This is a genomic window from Jeotgalicoccus sp. WY2, assembly GCF_018437745.1.
Taxonomy (GTDB): Bacteria; Bacillota; Bacilli; order Staphylococcales; family Salinicoccaceae; genus Jeotgalicoccus; species Jeotgalicoccus psychrophilus.
In genome coordinates this window covers 2,008,099-2,024,631 of sequence record NZ_CP049818.1, presented here as the reverse complement: position 1 = coordinate 2,024,631, position 16,533 = coordinate 2,008,099, and the positions used below count along the sequence as shown (strand labels likewise).

Genomic DNA, 16,533 nt, shown 5'->3' with positions numbered 1-16,533 from the left:
CCTCCTAATGGTTTCTGGTTAACCACTTCTTAAGATGATGTCCCGTGTGGCTGTTTTCATTGGCAATTACATCTTCTACTGTACCACTTACGACGATGTTTCCGCCACCTTCGCCGCCTTCCGGCCCGAGGTCAATAACATGATCCGCTACTTTTATTACATCGAGGTTATGTTCAATAATTACAACAGTATCCCCCTGTTCAACGAGACGCTGAATCACACCAATTAAGTTTTTAATATCTTCTGAGTGCAGTCCTGTCGTTGGTTCATCGAGAATATACAGCGTTTTGCCATTCGAGCGTCTGTGCAGTTCGCTCGCCAGTTTCACACGCTGCGCTTCACCGCCTGACAATGTTGTCGCCGGCTGGCCGAGCCGTACATATCCTAATCCCACATCGACGAGTGTTTTAATTTTACGTTTAATTTTAGGCAGATTTTCAAAGAAATAATATGCTTCTTCTACTGTCATTTTTAACACATCTGCTATGCTTTTGTCTTTATATTTCACTTCAAGTGTTTCTCTGTTATAACGTTTTCCGTGACACACTTCACATGGAACGAAGACATCCGGCAGGAAGTGCATTTCTATACGGAGTATACCGTCGCCGCGGCATGCTTCACAGCGTCCGCCCTTAACGTTAAAACTGAAGCGTCCTTTCTGGTAGCCTCTGACTTTTGCTTCATTTGTCTGGGCAAAGACATCTCTGATGTTATCAAACACGCCTGTGTAAGTCGCAGGGTTACTGCGCGGTGTACGGCCGATCGGCGACTGGTCGATATCAATAATTTTATCGATATGCTCAATGCCTTCGACTTTATCGTGTTCGCCCGGTACTTCTTTCGTTTTATAGAGTTGGTGGTGCAGGCTCTTATATAAAATTTCATTGACCAGTGTACTCTTTCCTGAACCGGACACACCGGTTACAAGATTCAGTACACCTAGCGGAATATTAACATCTATATTTTTCAGATTGTTTTCTCTGGCACCTTTAATCTTAAATGCTTTTTTCTTATCGGGTTTCCGGTAATTTTCCGGCAGTGCTATTTCGCGCTTGCCGCTTAAATATTGGCCCGTTAATGAATTGTCATCTGCCATAACTTCCTCGGGTGTACCGTAGGAAACAACTTCCCCGCCGTGTTCACCGGCACCCGGACCGATATCGATTAAATAATCACTCGCGAGCATCGTATCTTCATCGTGCTCAACGACAATTAGTGTGTTGCCGAGTTCTCTCATATCTTTTAGAGTGTTGATTAGACGTTCATTATCGCGCTGATGCAGTCCAATTGACGGTTCATCCAGAATATAGAGCACACCGCTGAGGCGTGAACCTATTTGTGTTGCCAGACGGATACGCTGCGCTTCTCCGCCGGATAACGTGCCGCTCTTTCTGTTCAAAGTTAAGTAATCGAGCCCGACGTTGCGTAAAAATGACAATCTGCTGTCAATTTCTTTTAATATCGGTTCTGCAATTTCTTCATTTTGAGCTGATAAAGAAATATTGTCGAAAAAGTCTATGCCATCCTTAACAGAACGTTCGACGACTTGTCCGATATGCGTATCGTTTACTTTAACTGCAAGTGCCTCATCGTTTAAACGGTACCCGTCACAGCGTTTGCACTCAATTTCACGCATATACTGCCCCATCACATTTCTCGTATATTCGGAAGGACTCTCATTATATCGTCTGTCGATATTTTTCAGCACACCTTCAAACGCCATCTTGCGTTCACGAACTACACCGTTATCCTGAGCGAATTTAAATTTTATTTCATCTTCGCTGCCGTTAAAAATAATATCTTTTTCTTTATCGCTTAATTTTTTAAACGGTACAGTCATATCGATATCGTAATAGTCTGCAGCCTGTGTTAACAGCTGCGTATAATACGTTGAACTGATCGGCTGCCATGTAATAATCGCACCGTCGTCCAATGATATTTCCTGATCCGGCACAACGAGTGTTTCATCGACTGACATTTTCATGCCGAGGCCGTCGCACTCTGCACATGCACCGTACGGTGCATTAAATGAAAACAGACGCGGTTCAAGTTCCGAAATCGTAAAACCGCACTCCGGACATGAAAAGTTTTCAGAGAAATGCAGGTCTTCGCCGTCAATGACATTAATTGTGACGTTACCGCCGGATTTCTCCAATGCCACTTGCAGCGAATCGCTGAGCCGGGTCTCAATTCCTTCTCTGACTGCAAGTCTGTCAATCACGACATCTACATCGTGTTTTTTATTTTTACTGAGCTCAGGTACTTCTTCTATATCAAACATGTCTCCGTCAACGACAACACGTGCGTAGCCTTCTTTACTTAAATCAGTTATTAATTTTTTATGCTGTCCTTTTTTACCGCGCATTAATGGAGCAAATACTTGAATACGGGTACGTTCCGGCAGCTGCATCACAATATCGGTCATTTCTTCAATTGTCTGGGAAGAAATTTCAATATCGTGAATGGGACAATAAGGCGTTCCTGCCCTTGCATAAAGCAGTCTTAAGTAATCATATATTTCCGTAATCGTCGACACAGTCGAACGCGGGTTATTGCTCGTCGTTTTCTGGTCAATTGATATTGCCGGTGACAGCCCTTCAATCGCATCGACGTCAGGTTTTGACATCTGCCCTAAAAACTGGCGTGCATATGAACTGAGTGATTCGACATAACGGCGCTGGCCTTCGGCATAAATCGTATCGAAAGCAAGTGACGATTTACCGGAGCCTGATAAGCCCGTCATAACGACGAGCTGATCTCTCGGAATGTCTAAATCGATACCTTTTAAATTATTCTCTCTTGCACCTCTGATGCTGATGAATGGATTTTTCATGTAACTCACCCTTCTGCCTGAATCTCAAATATTGCATCTCTCAATTCAGAAGCTGTTTCGAAGTCTAAATCTCTGGCAGCTTCTTTCATTTCCTGTTCAAGTTTCTCAAGCAATTTCTCGCGCTCTGATTTTGTAAGTTTCTTCGTCGCGGATTTTTTCTTAACTTTATCATCTGTTTTAATGTCTATATGCGCACTGATGACATCGCGGATTTCTTTCTTAATTGTCATCGGTGTAATATTATGTTTTTCATTAAATGCTTTTTGTGTTTCGCGGCGTCTCGACGTTTCATCGAGTGCATACTGCATCGAATCTGTGATTTTATCAGCGTACATAATAACGTGCCCGTTGCTGTTTCTGGCTGCACGGCCAATCGTCTGTACAAGTGCACGGTTCGAACGAAGGAAACCTTCTTTATCCGCATCGAGTATCGTTACGAGCGACACTTCCGGAATATCCAGTCCTTCACGGAGCAAGTTAATTCCGACGAGCACATCGTAAGTCCCGACGCGCAGTTCGCGAAGTATTTCGATACGCTCAAGCGTTTTAATTTCAGAATGCAGGTACTGTACTTTTATGCCAGCTTCTTTTAAGTACGTCGTTAAGTCTTCCGACATTTTTTTAGTCAATGTTGTTACTAACACACGTTCATTCTGTTCTATTCTTCCATGGATTTCTTCCATTAAATCATCGATTTGATGTTCTGATGGTCTGACGTCTATCGTCGGATCAAGCAGACCTGTCGGACGTATTATCTGTTCAACCATCTTCTCCGTATGTTCAATTTCATACGGTCCCGGTGTTGCTGAAACGTAGAGCAGCTGCTCCGCCTTTTCTTCGAACTCAGAAAACATTAACGGCCTGTTATCGAGTGCACTCGGCAATCTGAAACCGTGATCGACAAGCACTTGTTTACGCGCTTTGTCTCCGTTATACATTCCCCTGATTTGCGGTACAGTAACATGGGATTCATCAATCATAATAAGAAAATCTTTAAAATAATCAATCAGCGTATACGGTGTTGAGCCCGGTTCACGCAATGTTGTATGCACTGAATAGTTTTCAATACCTGAACAGAAGCCCATCTCGCGCATCATTTCAAGGTCATAGTTCGTCCGCTGCTCGAGACGCTGCGCTTCAAGAAGTTTATCTTCGGCGCGAAATTTCTTCAGCTGTGCCTCCAGCTCTACTTCATATAACGTTCAATCGCGACTTTCATTTTCTCATCTCGCGTAACGAAGTGGGATGCCGGGAAAATTGACAGATGCTCGCGTTCTGCATACACTTCGCCCGTTAAATAATCTATTTCACGAATTCTGTCGATTTCATCACCGAAAAATTCGACGCGTATACACTGTTCATCTTTGAAGCCGGAAATACCTCTACGATATCGCCGCGCACTCTGAACGTTCCGCGTTTAAAATCGATATCATTACGTGAATACTGAATGTCGACAAGCTTGCGTAAAAATTGATTGCGGTCGAGCTCCATTCCCGTACGGATAGTCACAACTAAATCACGGTACTCATCCGGATTACCCAAACCGTAAATACAGCTGACCGAAGCGATAACGATAACGTCATCCCCTTCGAACAGCGAACTCGTTGCGGAGTGGCGAAGCTGATCGATTTCGTCGTTAATCGATGCATCTTTTTCGATAAACGTATCGGTGCTCGGCACGTAGGCTTCAGGCTGGAAGTAGTCATAATAACTGACGAAATACTCCACTCTGTTATTAGGGAAAAATTCTTTAAACTCACTGTATAATTGTCCTGCTAATGTTTTGTTATGCGCAATAATCAGAGTCGGCTTGCCGATTCTCTGTATTACCTGGCTCATCGTATATGTTTTACCGGTACCCGTTGCACCGAGAAGTGTCTGGTGTCTTTGTCCGGACCCGATTTGTTTTACTAATTCTTCAATCGCTTGAGGCTGGTCACCAGCCGGCTCAAATTTAGAAACTAACTCAAAATCTGCCATTGTTTCGCCTCCATTTATTAATCTATACTATTTTAACAAAAATAGAGCAGAAATAACAAACATTTGTTCGGTCATCTCTACTCTTCATTATTCGTATTAAAATTATCGAGCTCAAAAATTTCTACTACTATATCCTACAAAAATCGATGCAGAATCTATGTAAATTACCCACTCACTGGGGTAAAAACCTCTGTATATCGATGCACCAAAAAGAATAAAAGTCAGCATTATTGCTACGTACTTATTACGTGTCAGCCGCGTAAACTACGACAGTCGTAGCTGGAACGACCATTGCCATCATGTACCAGTACAAATCCATAGCGGCTACTCCCGGTTCAGAATAGTGTTCGTTATTTCAAACAGTTCATCTTTTGGAATGAAACGTTCCGACAGCATTTCTGTTAATATATTTTCCAAAAAGTCCCGCACGCATACTAAATGATCAAAACGTTTAATCGTTGCGAGTGATTCTTCATAGATTTCAAAAAACAGAGGTTCGGGATTTCGCTTCTGTATTTCACCGAAAGATTCGTATAAAAGATCGATTTTATCAGCAACAGAAAGAATCTGTCCTTCAAGCGTGCTGTCTTTGCCTTCTTTCAATCGTTCTTTATATATTTGCTGATACTCCGGCGGAAATTCAGTTTCGATAAACTTCGTTGTCATCGTTTCTTCCACTTCCATAAACAATGTGTTCAGCTCGAGAGAAGCATACTTCACCGGCGTTTTAATATCCCCTGTAAATATTTCAGGGTAATCGTGATTCAGTGCTTTCTCATATAAAGAACGCCAGTCGATTTCATTGCCTTTATGCTCCTCAACCGTCCCTAAATACTGAGCAATCTTCGTTACTTTAAACGAATGCGCAGCAACGTTGTGCTCCTGATACTTAAACTTGCCGGGACATCTGACAAGCTTCTCCAGGTCATTTAAACTTTTAAAATATTGATGTACTCCCATTTATTGTCGCTCCTTTACATAGTTAATGTAATTCGTGATCAATTCCGGTCCAATTTCTCCAATATACGCCCGCACAACTTCACCATTTGAATCGATAAAAAAAGTTGTCGGCATTAAGCTGATTTTAAACTCCTCTGTCATACCCGCCTCGTCAGTCAGTTCGAACACAGGGTACTGCACATCGTAAGTTTCTAAAAACTCATCGCGATTTTTAACACTGTCATCGATATTAATACCGACAATTTGAACATCACTGTCTGCAGTGTCCATCGCGTACTCATTTAACTCAGGGGTTTCCCGTTTACACGGCTCACACCAAGAAGCGAAAAAATTTACAACAGTCACTTCGTTATTCTGAATAATTTCGTTCAGCGGTACTTTACTGTTAATTACAGCATCCGACTCCGTATTCAGTAAATTTAAGCCGACCGCATGATGATTATCGCGCCCCTCTGAATCCTGCAGCGTCTGCAGACTCCGCTCTTCATCTGATCATCGGAAACATTAATAACGGCACCGATACTTATCCCAATGAGCAGGAAAAACGCGACAAAAAAACTATTGTAATAACCCTTTTACCCGCCATTAAATCCACTTTCCTTCTAATATCATTTTAATCATTTTAACATACCGCACTAGGAAAGTACCGTCTGCCGAGGTTAAGAAAATGTGAAGATTAACAAAAAATTTTCAGACTATATTTTGTGATTATCACTCTTACGATCCTTTCGCCACTGTTCGCTCATCTCTGTCACTTTATCATCAAGCTTTTTAATCTGTTTGAACGTTATAATGTTCAAAAAACCGAGGATAATTAAAGAAGTCAGTGCAACTGTTGTATCGTGATCATTTGAAATAATTCTCATTGATTGTACTCCTTTCTAATACTGTAATATATGAAGTGATTTTAGTTTATCGGACACTGTGAAAGGCCTAAATCATTATAAAAGCAGCTGACTGTAAAATCGATTAAGAATTATTTATTCTATAGTATTAAATAGCCTATTTTCTTAAATTTATTCAAAGGTATAAAAATAGCGGGAACAAATCTATATAGAATAGACCTGATTCCCGCTGATTTTATTAATGTATATTAGTGGATGAAGTTATGGCTTGAAACTTGAGAAGCACTAATAGTTCTCGTTTTTTGATCGCCAAGTCCGCCACCGAACTGCATTTCTGATACTAAGATTGATCCGTCACCGTTTACACGCTCAACAATTGCAACGTGACCTTGGCCGTATGAACCATTAGTGTAAGCTGGAGCCTGCATAATAGCACCTACTGAAGGTGAGTTGTTTACAGAGTAACCTGCTGACTGAGCATTAGATGCCCAGTTCTTAGCGTCGCCCCAAGTATTCCCAACGCTCATGCCCATTGATGAACGTTTTTCAAATACGTACCATGCACATGTACCCCATGAATAGTAGTTCTTGCCGTTGCTTGCGCTAGAAACAGGAGTTGCTGCTGCAGGCTGTTCCTCAGCTTCTTCTGCTGCCGCTTGTTCCGCAGCTCTTTCAGCCGCTGCTTGTTCAGCTTCTTGAGCTACCGCTTCTGCTGCTGCAATTCTGTCTGCTTCAGCTTGTTTAGCTGCTTGTTCAGCTTCTTCTGCTTCTTGAGCTGCCGCTTCTTCTGCTGCAATTCTGTCTGCTTCAGCCTGTTCAGCTGCTGCCGCTTCAGCCGCTTCTGCTTCTTGAGCTGCTACTTCTGCCGCTGCAATTCTGTCTGCTTCAGCTTGTTCAGCTGCTGCCTCTTCAGCCGCTTCTGCTTCTTGAGCTGCCGCTTCTTCTGCTTCTTGAGTTGCCGCTTCTTCTGCTGCAATTCTGTCTGCTTCAGCCTGTTCAGCTGCTGCAATTCTATCTGCTTCAGCTTGTTCAGCTGCTGCCTCTTCAGCCGCTTCTGCTTCTTGAGCTGCCGCTTCTTCTGCTGCAATTCTGTCTGCTTCAGCCTGTTCAGCTGCTGCAATTCTATCTGCTTCAGCTTTAGCTGCTTCCTCTTCAGCCGCTGCCGCTTCTTCTGCTGCAATTCTGTCTGCTTCAGCTTGTTCAGCTGCAATTTCATCAGCAGTTGGCTCTTCAACAACTTCTGCTGCTGGTTCAACTTCTTGAACTTCTTCTACAACTGGCTCTTCAACAACCTCTGCCGCTGGTTCAACTTCTTGAACTTCTTCGACAACTGGCTCTTCACAACCTCTGCTGCTGGTTCAACTTCTTGAACTTCTGCTACAACTAGCTCTTCAACAACTTCTTCTGCTGGTTCAACTTCTTGAACTTCTGCTACAACTGGCTCTTCAACAACCTCTGCTACTGGCTCTTCAACAACCTCTGCTGCCGGTTCAACTTCTTGAACTTCTGCTACAACTGGCTCTTCAAGTGTTTCTACAGCAGGTGCTTCTTCTACTGCTGGAGCTGAAACTGCTGATTCGTCAATTGAAATTTCCTGACCGACGAAGATTAAATCTGAAGATAAGTTGTTCCATTTCTTTATTTCATTATAATCTAACGAGAATTCCGCTCCAATAGCCCAAAGCGTGTCGCCCGGTTTAACTATGTATGATGATTCGTTACTAGCAGGAGCAGGTGCCGCTTCTCTTCCTTAACCGTAAGTACGTCACCTGGGAAAATAATGTCACTTGAAAGTTCGTTATCAGCTTTTAAGTCTGCAACTGATGTACCGACTTCGCTAGCTATTCCCCATAAAGTGTCTCCACTGGATATAGTATACTCGTCTGCCGAAACCGCTGTTGCTGCTACACCTGTGATTGCTGTTAAAGTTGCTACAGATACTACTGTTTTTTTCATAAAGTGAATTTCCTCCTGCTAGATAATTAGTTTAATATATTTTCTTTTATATGTTTTTGTCTAATGTTTACGTTCACATCTATCTATTACGATACGATGTAAACTATAGCATAAGGATTTGCAGAAAAGCTGATTGTAATATACTTGTAATATAAAAGAAACTTAGTGGAAATCTAGAGAGCATTTCTTTACATATAAAATAATTTAAGTTATTTCAAACTGATAAACGTTGATTCTATCATGAGTAATTTTATTTATCCATTTTTGTCACAGCATTTTTCACAAATATTATTTCAGTTTTAATTCGAAATATAAGCTTCCCGCCGCTAGTTTTTATAGCTGCCATAAAGTCTTTTTATTCTTGAAAATTTAAAAACACGGGCACAATTTAATGTGCCCGTATTTCTCTGTTAAATTATTTTTGATTCGACAGCCATTCAACCAGATTATCCAAGTCTTCTTGGTCTTCAACCAAACCGCCGCGGATGACGCGTTCTACTACAAACTGTGCGAATCTGCTTCATTCAATCTCGCACCGACTTCTTGCACAGTTCGGACCTGATGCGCCTTCAAGATCAGCACCGTGACAGCTGAAGCATGATGCTGCACGGTATACTGCTTCACCGTCTTCTGATGTCGCTTGTCCGTCACCTACCACAGCCGCTTCTTCTGTTTTCTTCTTCATTTCCTCCGCCGCATGCGCCGAGTAACAGTACAATACCTAAAACCTGCAGTCAGCAGTATTTTTTTCATTTATTACAGACCTCCAAATATATTACATACTCCAGCGCAGATACGCATGAATAAACGGTGATAAGTTTCCATCCATTACTTTATCCGTATTTCCGACCTCGTAGTTTGTTCTATGATCTTTAACCATAGAGTACGGGTGAAAGACATAACTTCTAATCTGGCTTCCCCACCCGATTTCTTTCTGTTCACCTTTAATGTCGTCAATTTCTGCACGCTGTTCTTCCAGCTTACGCTGATACAGTTTTGCTTTCAGCATCTGCATCGCCTGTTCACGGTTTTTAATTTGTGAACGTTCATTCTGACAGGTTACAACACTCCTGTCGGCAGATGAGTAATACGGACAGCAGAGTCCGTCGTATTGACGTGCTGTCCGCCGGCACCGCTTGAACGGTACGTATCAATTTTAATATCATCGGTATTGATTTCAATTTTAATATCCGTATTTTTAAACAGCGGTGTTACTTCACATGAAGCGAATGACGTATGACGGCGTCCCGACGAGTCAAATGGCGATATTCTCACCAGACGGTGCACACCTTTTTCAGCTTTTAATAAGCCGTAGGCGTTCGGTCCTTTAATAGATATAGACACACTCTTCACGCCCGCTTCATCGCCGCTCTGATAATCCAGCGTTTCAATTTTGAAACCTTCTGATTCACTGTAGCGCTGATACATACGGAGCAGCATTTCTGCCCAGTCCTGAGACTCTGTGCCGCCGGCACCTGAATGCAGTTCGAGCATTGCATCCAGCGCATCGTGTTCGCCGCTTAGGAGCAGATTCAGTTCATACTCTTCAATTGCCGCTGACGTTTCTTTAACGGATTCATCAAGCAGTTCCGCCAGTTCCTCGTCGTATTCTTCACGCAGCAGTTCGTGGGATGTTTCAATATCGTCCAGCGAGTCGCGCAGTGAATTAAAACCATCGACAATTTTTTTCAAATGGTTGTTCTCTGCGATGACCTCCGCTGCCTTATCGCTGTCGTTCCAAAAATCCGGGTCCAGCATAAGTTCTTCATGTTCCTGAATCTGAGTCCTTTTTCTTCTAAGTCAAGAGACCCCCTAAAGTCATTTAACTTATCTCTGCTGCTTTGTAAAAAGTTTTTTACTTCACTTAATTCCATATTTTTTCCCCTAACTTATTGTCCGTGACAGTTTTTGTATTTTTTGCCCGAGCCGCATGGGCACGGATCATTTCTGCCGACTTTAACCTGGCGTTTAACCGGCTGTTTTTTAGCTTTTTGTTTGCCGTCGCCTGTCTGCATTTGTTTTTTATCTACAACCTGTTCACGTTTCATTTCTTCATCCGTGCGGACTGTCGTCTTCAGCACAAATTTAGCAGTATCATCCTCTATATTAACGAGCATGTTTTCAAACATTTGAATACCTTCGTTCTGGTATTCACGGAGCGGATTAATCTGACCGTATGAACGGAGATGAATACCAGTTCTCAGCTGATCCATACTGTCTATATGTTCAACCCACTTCTGGTCCATCGTGCGGAGCATCATCATACGTTCGAACAGACGCATTTTTTCTTCTCCGAGCGTTTCTTCTTTCTCTGCGAGGTGAGCTTTTACTTTATCCATAACAATCGTATAGATTTCTTCAGCACCTCTGCCGCGGATTTCATCAGCATTGATTTCGTCTTCCGGCAGATACATATCCGTCAGAGTCTTAACATACTGCTCATAATCGATATCTTCTTCGGTATCGAGATCATAAAATTCAACTGTCCGCTGCACAGAGCGTTCAAGCATATCGTTCAGCAGTTCTGATACATCATCGTGATCGATAATTTCATCGCGTTCACCGTAAATAATTTCACGCTGTTTACGCAATACTTCATCATATTCAAGCAGTCGTTTACGCGCATCGAAGTTATTTCCTTCAACGCGTTTTTGTGATGATTCCACACCGCGTGAAATCATTTTGCTCGTCAGTTCTTCTTCGCTCATACCCATCCGTTCCATAATGCTCTGAATTCTTTCAGAACCAAAACGGCGCATTAAATCATCTTCTAAGGACAGGTAAAACGTACTTTCACCAACGTCACCCTGACGTCCGGAACGTCCGCGGAGCTGGTCATCAATGCGTCGTGATTCATGACGCTCAGTACCAATTACCGCAAGTCCGCCGAGATCTTTAACACCTTCGCCGAGTTTAATATCTGTACCGCGTCCGGCCATGTTGGTCGCAATAGTAACCGCGCCTTTTTTACCGGCTTCTTTAACAATTTCCGCTTCACGCCCGTGGTTTTTAGCGTTCAAGACATTATGGCGTATGCCGTGTTTTTTCAGCAGATTTGAAATCAGCTCACTCGTTTCAACCGCTACAGTACCGATTAAAATCGGTTGTCCTTTTTTGTGGCGGTCGATTACATCTTCGACAACTGCACGCAGTTTAATTTCTTCTGCCGCATAAATTTTATCTGTATTATCGAGTCTCTGAACCGGCTGGTTCGTCGGAATCTGTGTAACACGCATATTATAAATGTTCATAAACTCTTCTTCTTCGGTCTTCGCTGTCCCTGTCATGCCCGACAGCTTATGGAAGAGACGGAAAAAGTTCTGGAAAGTAATCGATGCCATCGTGCGCGATTCATTTTGAATATCCACGCCTTCTTTTGCTTCGATTGCCTGGTGCAGCCCGTCAGAGAAACGGCGGCCTTTCATCGTGCGCCCTGTAAACTGGTCGACGATTAAAATGCCATCATCTTCAACGACGTAATCCACGTCCCGCTCCATTGAGAAGTTCGCTTTTAAGGCCTGATTGATATGGTGCAGCAGGCTGACGTGCTGAACGTCATACAGGTTATCGATTTTAAACCATTTCTCAGCTTTCTCCATACCGGATTCGTTCAGCTGAATATTTCTCGTTTTAATATCGTACGTGTAGTCTTCTTCCTCTTTCAGCATTTTAGAAAACTGGTGTGCCTGTAAGTAATACGTTTCTCTTCCTTCGCTTTACCTGAAATAATTAACGGTGTACGCGCCTCATCAATTAAAATCGAGTCGACCTCATCAATTACGGTAAAGTTTAAACCGCGGAGTACACGGTCCTGTTTGTACGTCACCATATTATCTCTTAAATAATCAAAGCCAAGTTCATTATTTGTCGTATACGTAATGTCCGCCGCAAATGCTTCGCGCTTTTCAGTACTGTTTTTAGCATTCAGGTTTAACCCGACAGTCAATCCTAAGAAGTTATACAGCACTTCAAGTTCTTCCATCTGAATTTCAGATAAATACTCGTTGACTGTAATAACGTGAACGCCGCGTCCTGCCAATGCATTTAAATAAACGGGCATAGTCGCTGTCAGCGTTTTACCTTCCCCGGTTTTCATTTCTGCAATATCGCCTTTATGGAGGGCAATACCACCCATTACTTGAACTTCGAACGGTTCCATGCCGAGCGTACGTTTCGATGCTTCCCGTACTACAGCGAATGCTTCCGTCAGTATATCGTCGAGCATTTTTTCTTCTTTCTTTCTGTCACCTTCTGCAGTCTGTAACTGCTCTTTAAATTCTGCAGTTTTATTTTTAATTTCATCATCACTTAATTTTTCTATTTCCGGTGCAAGTTCAAGCACTTTCTGTGCTTGTTTTCGCAGCGCTTTTAACTCTCTTTTATTGCCATCGAACATTTTATCCAAAACACCCATGGATTTTCTCTCCCTCGTGAAAAATTACCTGTTTATACATCATTACATTTTACCACCATTATATAGGAAAATAAAATTGTAACATTAAAAAAACCCGAAGGCGGGTAAACCGCCGTCAGGGTTTCATGAAATTTGGTATTAATTTGTTTCGATTAGACCGTATTTACCGTCTTTACGTCGGTAAACAATACTAGTACCGTCAGTTTCTCTATCATTAAAGACGAAGAAGTCATGACCAAGCATATTCATCTGCAATACCGCTTCTTCAGAATCCATCGGTTTCAGCGTGAACTCCTTAGAACGGAATATTGCTATCTCGTCATTGTTTTCATTATCTTCTTGTGCACCGTTTTCAAACGCTGTTGCATTAAAGAAATCGGCCTCAGGGTTTTTCTCTCTGAATTTACGGTTTATTTTAGTTTTGTGTTTGCGAATTTGTCTTTCCAGCTTATCAATTACTAAATCAACTGCTGCATAAAGATCATCGTGTCCTTCCTCCGCACGCAATGTTAAATCTTTCATAGGTATCGTAATCTCAACTTTACCGCGTTTATTATTACGAACCTTGATGTTTACATGTGCATGTGTGTTTGGTACGTCATTGAAATAACGTTCAAGTTTTGCAACTTTTTCCTCGATATGTTCGCGGATTGCGTCTGTTACTTCAATGTTTTCGCCTCTGATTTCAACTCTAATCATGATGAGCCCTCCTTGTAGGTACCTTTGTTTCTTATCTTCATTATATCAAATGTGCTGCGCTTTTGAAAACGTTAACACATCAATATTCTGAAAATTTAATACTTTGATCACATTTGCCGCCTGATGTATTGTAATGCCGGTCGTATAAATGTCATCTGTTATAAGTACACTCTTACCCGTTAAGTTCATGCTGCTAACATTTTCAAGTAAATAAAATGGATTTGTACTGTTTAGACGCTCCTGCCTGGAGAGTTCCGACTGTCTTTTCACCTTCTGAGTACCGAGCATATCCGTGTACTTTACACCGAGTACCTCCAGTACAGCTGACGTCTGATTATAAGTCCGCTCCTTCATCCGTGCCTTTGATATTGGTACAGGCACGACGTAATCGTACTGCTTAAAGTTAAATGCACACAACAGAGCAAGCACTTCACTGAGCGCATAGTCACGCATAAACTTATAACGGTGCATGAGCAGCTTCATCTCTTCATTATAATCAGTTATCGTATACATTTTATTATCAGGATAAATGGCATGTAGAACGTGACAGTCGCGGCACATGTCAGTCTTTTCAGCCACAAGCTGATGACACCTGCCGCATCGTGCTCCCGGATATTTAAAGTTCAGTCCGGTGCGGCAAGTGAAACACAGCGGCTCATTTTTCTTAAAAAGCGAGATCAGTGTCGGTTCTTCATTAATCACCTCATGACAGTTTAAACATCTCAAAGCGTATCCCTCCCTTTATTAAATTGTCTGATGGCAGTGAGCGTCTTCGTGATGCCGGCAGTATTAAACGTTGTCATCAGCCAGATATTTCCTGTCGGATCTTTTGGTTTCCGCCCGACGCGCCCGCATATTTGAATCAGACTTGCACTATCGAACCGGTGTGCGTCGATGACAATTACGTCCATATTCAAAAACGTGACACCGCGTTCCAGAATAGTCGTTGTCAGCAGAATATCGAGCTCGCCGTCCCGCATCATCTGCACTTTCTTATACCGTGCCTTATCTCCGCTGTAGACCGATTCCAGACGTTTGTATTTAATTTCCATTACCGCAGCCAGTGATTTCATCATGTTGATATCCGGAAAAAAGATAAGAACTTTTCTATTTCCCTTCATAATCCCATCTACCAGTTCAATAAGTTTTGGCGGTATTTTTTTCTTTTTAATATACTTGTCAGCATTATGCCAGACAATGTTAGGCACAGCTAAATCATAACCGTGATAGCGGCGTGCAATCGTCACGATGTTATCTTTTCCGGCAAGTAATTTCATTTCACGTGTTGGCGTTGCTGTCATTAGAATAATCGAAGCATCATCCGCAGCCGCCCGTTTTATCGTACTCATTAACAGCGGTTCTTCCGGCAGCGGAAACGCATCGACTTCATCGATAATAACATCATAATGATGGATGCAATTAAACAGCTGATGTACGGTGCAGACTGTAAACATATGAGAGAACACCGATTTTACGCCGCTGTACATTAAATCAATCCGCACTCCTTTAAACGCATCTGCCAGTCTTAAATAAACTTCTTTAACCACATCGATTCTCGGTGAGATGAACGCCACATTCAAACCGTTTTGCCGGGCATACTTAATACCTTCAAATGTAATCTCAGTTTTCCCCGCGCCAGTCACCGCATAAACAGATTATGTTTATTCTTAATCGCATCAAGCAGTCGCGCACTCGCTTGTTTTTGTATATCATTCAGCTCAAATTCAAGCCTGTAATCAATGTTCTCGCTCTTACGCTCTGTTTCCGAGCCGTACAGCGGATTAACTGAATCAGACCGGCCAAGCGCAACGCAGTGCAGACAGTACGTAATGTGCGTATTTTCATATGAAGAATAATAAGTGTAAAACAATTGTTTGTCACGGTTGCCGCAGCGGAGGCACTGATTATTCTTTACTCCCCTGTCAAACATAATATCCGGTGCGCCGTGTTTTAAGATCATAATAATTCCTCCAATAAAAAAACCGCAGCCTGAATAAGCTGCGGTTTAAAAATATAAAATTATAAGCCGGTAGTGTCTACGTTATACGTTGTAAAACCGATGCCGAGTGCGCCTTCCCCTAAGTGCGTACCGACAACCGGTCCAAATTCCTGCAGAATAAATTCAACCTGCGGAAATTTTTCTTCCAGCTCAATCTTATAACGTTTACCAAGTTCTTCTGCGTTAGCATGAATTAAGCAGGCTTTCAGTTCTTTGCCAGCGTGCTTTTCGAATTCAGCCTCCAGCATCTCCTCAATTTTCAGCATCGCTTTTTTCTGCGTTCTGATTTTTTCGATTGCGACAATTTTACCGTCCTGAAATTCAAGAATCGGTTTAATCTTTAACAGTCCGCCGATAAATGCCTGAGCGTTCGATAATCGTCCGCCCTTTTGCAGATTAGTCAGTGTATCGACTAGGAAGAATGCGTTCATGTTGCCTTTTTTTCTTCATCTCATCAGCATCTGCAAGTATTTCTTCAAGCGGTTTTTTGTCAATATTCTGAGCTGCATATAAGGCCATAAAGCCAAGCGGTGCAGCAGCAATTTCTGAATCGACCACGTGTACGTTAATACCGTCGACGCTTGCTGCAGCTGCTCTCGCATTTTGACACGTACCGCTGAGTTCAGCTGATAAATGAAAACTGATTACGTCGGTGTAGCCGTCACGGTACAGTGATTCCAGCAGTAAAATATAATCCCCGATAGACGGCTGACTCGTCGTCGGCAGTTCATCCAGTGATGCCATTTCCGCATAATACCATTTGTTATCTATTTCATTTTCTTTTAAAACTTTATCTCCAACAACTACATTTAATGGAATTGTATATATATATGTCCGGTTAAAATAT

General features: G+C 42.3%; 16 protein-coding genes and 3 pseudogenes. All 19 read right to left on the bottom strand.

Translation table 11 applies throughout. From position 1 onward, the window contains the following. Positions 1-4 precede the first annotated feature (4 nt). The gene (gene uvrA / locus G4D76_RS11720) at positions 5-2,833 is read right to left on the bottom strand and encodes an excinuclease ABC subunit UvrA (RefSeq protein WP_026859917.1); all 2,829 of its coding nucleotides are present in this window, start codon (positions 2,831-2,833) and stop codon (positions 5-7) included. 5 nt (positions 2,834-2,838) lie between these two features. Next, positions 2,839-4,813: pseudogene (uvrB, locus tag G4D76_RS11715) on the bottom strand (excinuclease ABC subunit UvrB). Between the two features lie 111 nt (positions 4,814-4,924). Then, entirely contained in the window at positions 4,925-5,041 is a 117-nt protein-coding gene (locus G4D76_RS15385; protein WP_250129970.1) for a DUF2198 family protein, read from the bottom strand. Between the two features lie 96 nt (positions 5,042-5,137). After that, on the bottom strand, positions 5,138-5,773 hold the full coding sequence (locus tag G4D76_RS11705; RefSeq protein ID WP_213809966.1) for a YfbR-like 5'-deoxynucleotidase: 636 nt from the start codon (positions 5,771-5,773) through the stop codon (positions 5,138-5,140). After that, positions 5,774-6,118, bottom strand: a complete 345-nt coding sequence (locus G4D76_RS15380; protein ID WP_250129969.1) for a TlpA disulfide reductase family protein — start codon at positions 6,116-6,118, stop codon at positions 5,774-5,776. A 350-nt stretch (positions 6,119-6,468) separates the two neighbouring features. Then, positions 6,469-6,639, bottom strand: a complete 171-nt coding sequence (locus G4D76_RS11695) for a hypothetical protein (RefSeq protein ID WP_156897228.1) — start codon at positions 6,637-6,639, stop codon at positions 6,469-6,471. Positions 6,640-6,866: 227 nt separating this feature from the next. Next, positions 6,867-7,340, bottom strand: a complete 474-nt coding sequence (locus tag G4D76_RS16195; RefSeq protein WP_256440584.1) for a CHAP domain-containing protein — start codon at positions 7,338-7,340, stop codon at positions 6,867-6,869. A gap of 134 nt (positions 7,341-7,474) precedes the next feature. Continuing rightward, positions 7,475-7,873, bottom strand: a complete 399-nt coding sequence (locus tag G4D76_RS15370; RefSeq protein ID WP_250129967.1) for a hypothetical protein — start codon at positions 7,871-7,873, stop codon at positions 7,475-7,477. Positions 7,874-7,888: 15 nt separating this feature from the next. After that, positions 7,889-8,293 carry a LysM peptidoglycan-binding domain-containing protein gene (locus tag G4D76_RS17120; RefSeq protein WP_371814691.1) on the bottom strand — a complete coding sequence of 135 codons (405 nt, stop codon included), beginning with the start codon at positions 8,291-8,293 and terminating at the stop codon, positions 7,889-7,891. 26 nt (positions 8,294-8,319) lie between these two features. Further along, positions 8,320-8,574 (bottom strand): LysM peptidoglycan-binding domain-containing protein, encoded by a 255-nt coding sequence (locus G4D76_RS11680; RefSeq protein WP_213809965.1) that lies wholly within the window; start codon positions 8,572-8,574, stop codon positions 8,320-8,322. A 520-nt stretch (positions 8,575-9,094) separates the two neighbouring features. After that, a complete protein-coding gene (locus tag G4D76_RS11675) occupies positions 9,095-9,259 on the bottom strand; it encodes a c-type cytochrome (RefSeq protein ID WP_213809964.1) in 165 nt (54 codons plus the stop codon). Positions 9,260-9,349: 90 nt separating this feature from the next. Further along, positions 9,350-10,448 (bottom strand): annotated as a pseudogene (gene prfB / locus G4D76_RS11670) (peptide chain release factor 2). Between the two features lie 15 nt (positions 10,449-10,463). Continuing rightward, positions 10,464-12,988 (bottom strand): annotated as a pseudogene (gene secA / locus G4D76_RS11665) (preprotein translocase subunit SecA). A 138-nt stretch (positions 12,989-13,126) separates the two neighbouring features. Next, complete coding sequence (hpf, locus tag G4D76_RS11655; RefSeq protein ID WP_026859909.1) at positions 13,127-13,687, bottom strand: ribosome hibernation-promoting factor, HPF/YfiA family; 561 nt, start codon at positions 13,685-13,687, stop codon at positions 13,127-13,129. Between the two features lie 45 nt (positions 13,688-13,732). Further along, on the bottom strand, positions 13,733-14,413 hold the full coding sequence (locus G4D76_RS11650; protein ID WP_213809961.1) for a ComF family protein: 681 nt from the start codon (positions 14,411-14,413) through the stop codon (positions 13,733-13,735). Beyond that, entirely contained in the window at positions 14,410-15,330 is a 921-nt protein-coding gene (locus tag G4D76_RS11645) for a helicase-related protein (RefSeq protein WP_250129966.1), read from the bottom strand. The genes G4D76_RS11650 and G4D76_RS11645 overlap by 4 nt, the downstream gene beginning before the upstream one ends. Further along, entirely contained in the window at positions 15,327-15,647 is a 321-nt protein-coding gene (locus G4D76_RS15365; protein ID WP_250129965.1) for a hypothetical protein, read from the bottom strand. Before G4D76_RS15365 ends, G4D76_RS11645 begins: the two co-directional genes overlap by 4 nt. A 59-nt stretch (positions 15,648-15,706) precedes the next feature. After that, complete coding sequence (locus G4D76_RS17115; protein WP_371814485.1) at positions 15,707-16,117, bottom strand: DegV family protein; 411 nt, start codon at positions 16,115-16,117, stop codon at positions 15,707-15,709. Further along, positions 16,083-16,505 carry a DegV family protein gene (locus G4D76_RS17110; protein ID WP_371814690.1) on the bottom strand — a complete coding sequence of 141 codons (423 nt, stop codon included), beginning with the start codon at positions 16,503-16,505 and terminating at the stop codon, positions 16,083-16,085. Before G4D76_RS17110 ends, G4D76_RS17115 begins: the two co-directional genes overlap by 35 nt. Positions 16,506-16,533: the final 28 nt, after the last annotated feature.

Coding starts and splice junctions, on each gene's coding strand:
- uvrA (WP_026859917.1), bottom strand. CDS start 2,833: ATGAAAAATCCATTCATCAGCATCAGAGGTGCAAGAGAGAATAATTTA.
- G4D76_RS15385 (WP_250129970.1), bottom strand. CDS start 5,041: ATGCTGACTTTTATTCTTTTTGGTGCATCGATATACAGAGGTTTTTAC.
- G4D76_RS11705 (WP_213809966.1), bottom strand. CDS start 5,773: ATGGGAGTACATCAATATTTTAAAAGTTTAAATGACCTGGAGAAGCTT.
- G4D76_RS11695 (WP_156897228.1), bottom strand. CDS start 6,639: ATGAGAATTATTTCAAATGATCACGATACAACAGTTGCACTGACTTCT.
- G4D76_RS11680 (WP_213809965.1), bottom strand. CDS start 8,574: ATGAAAAAAACAGTAGTATCTGTAGCAACTTTAACAGCAATCACAGGT.
- G4D76_RS11675 (WP_213809964.1), bottom strand. CDS start 9,259: ATGAAGAAGAAAACAGAAGAAGCGGCTGTGGTAGGTGACGGACAAGCG.
- hpf (WP_026859909.1), bottom strand. CDS start 13,687: ATGATTAGAGTTGAAATCAGAGGCGAAAACATTGAAGTAACAGACGCA.
- G4D76_RS15365 (WP_250129965.1), bottom strand. CDS start 15,647: ATGATCTTAAAACACGGCGCACCGGATATTATGTTTGACAGGGGAGTA.
- G4D76_RS17115 (WP_371814485.1), bottom strand. CDS start 16,117: ATGAACGCATTCTTCCTAGTCGATACACTGACTAATCTGCAAAAGGGC.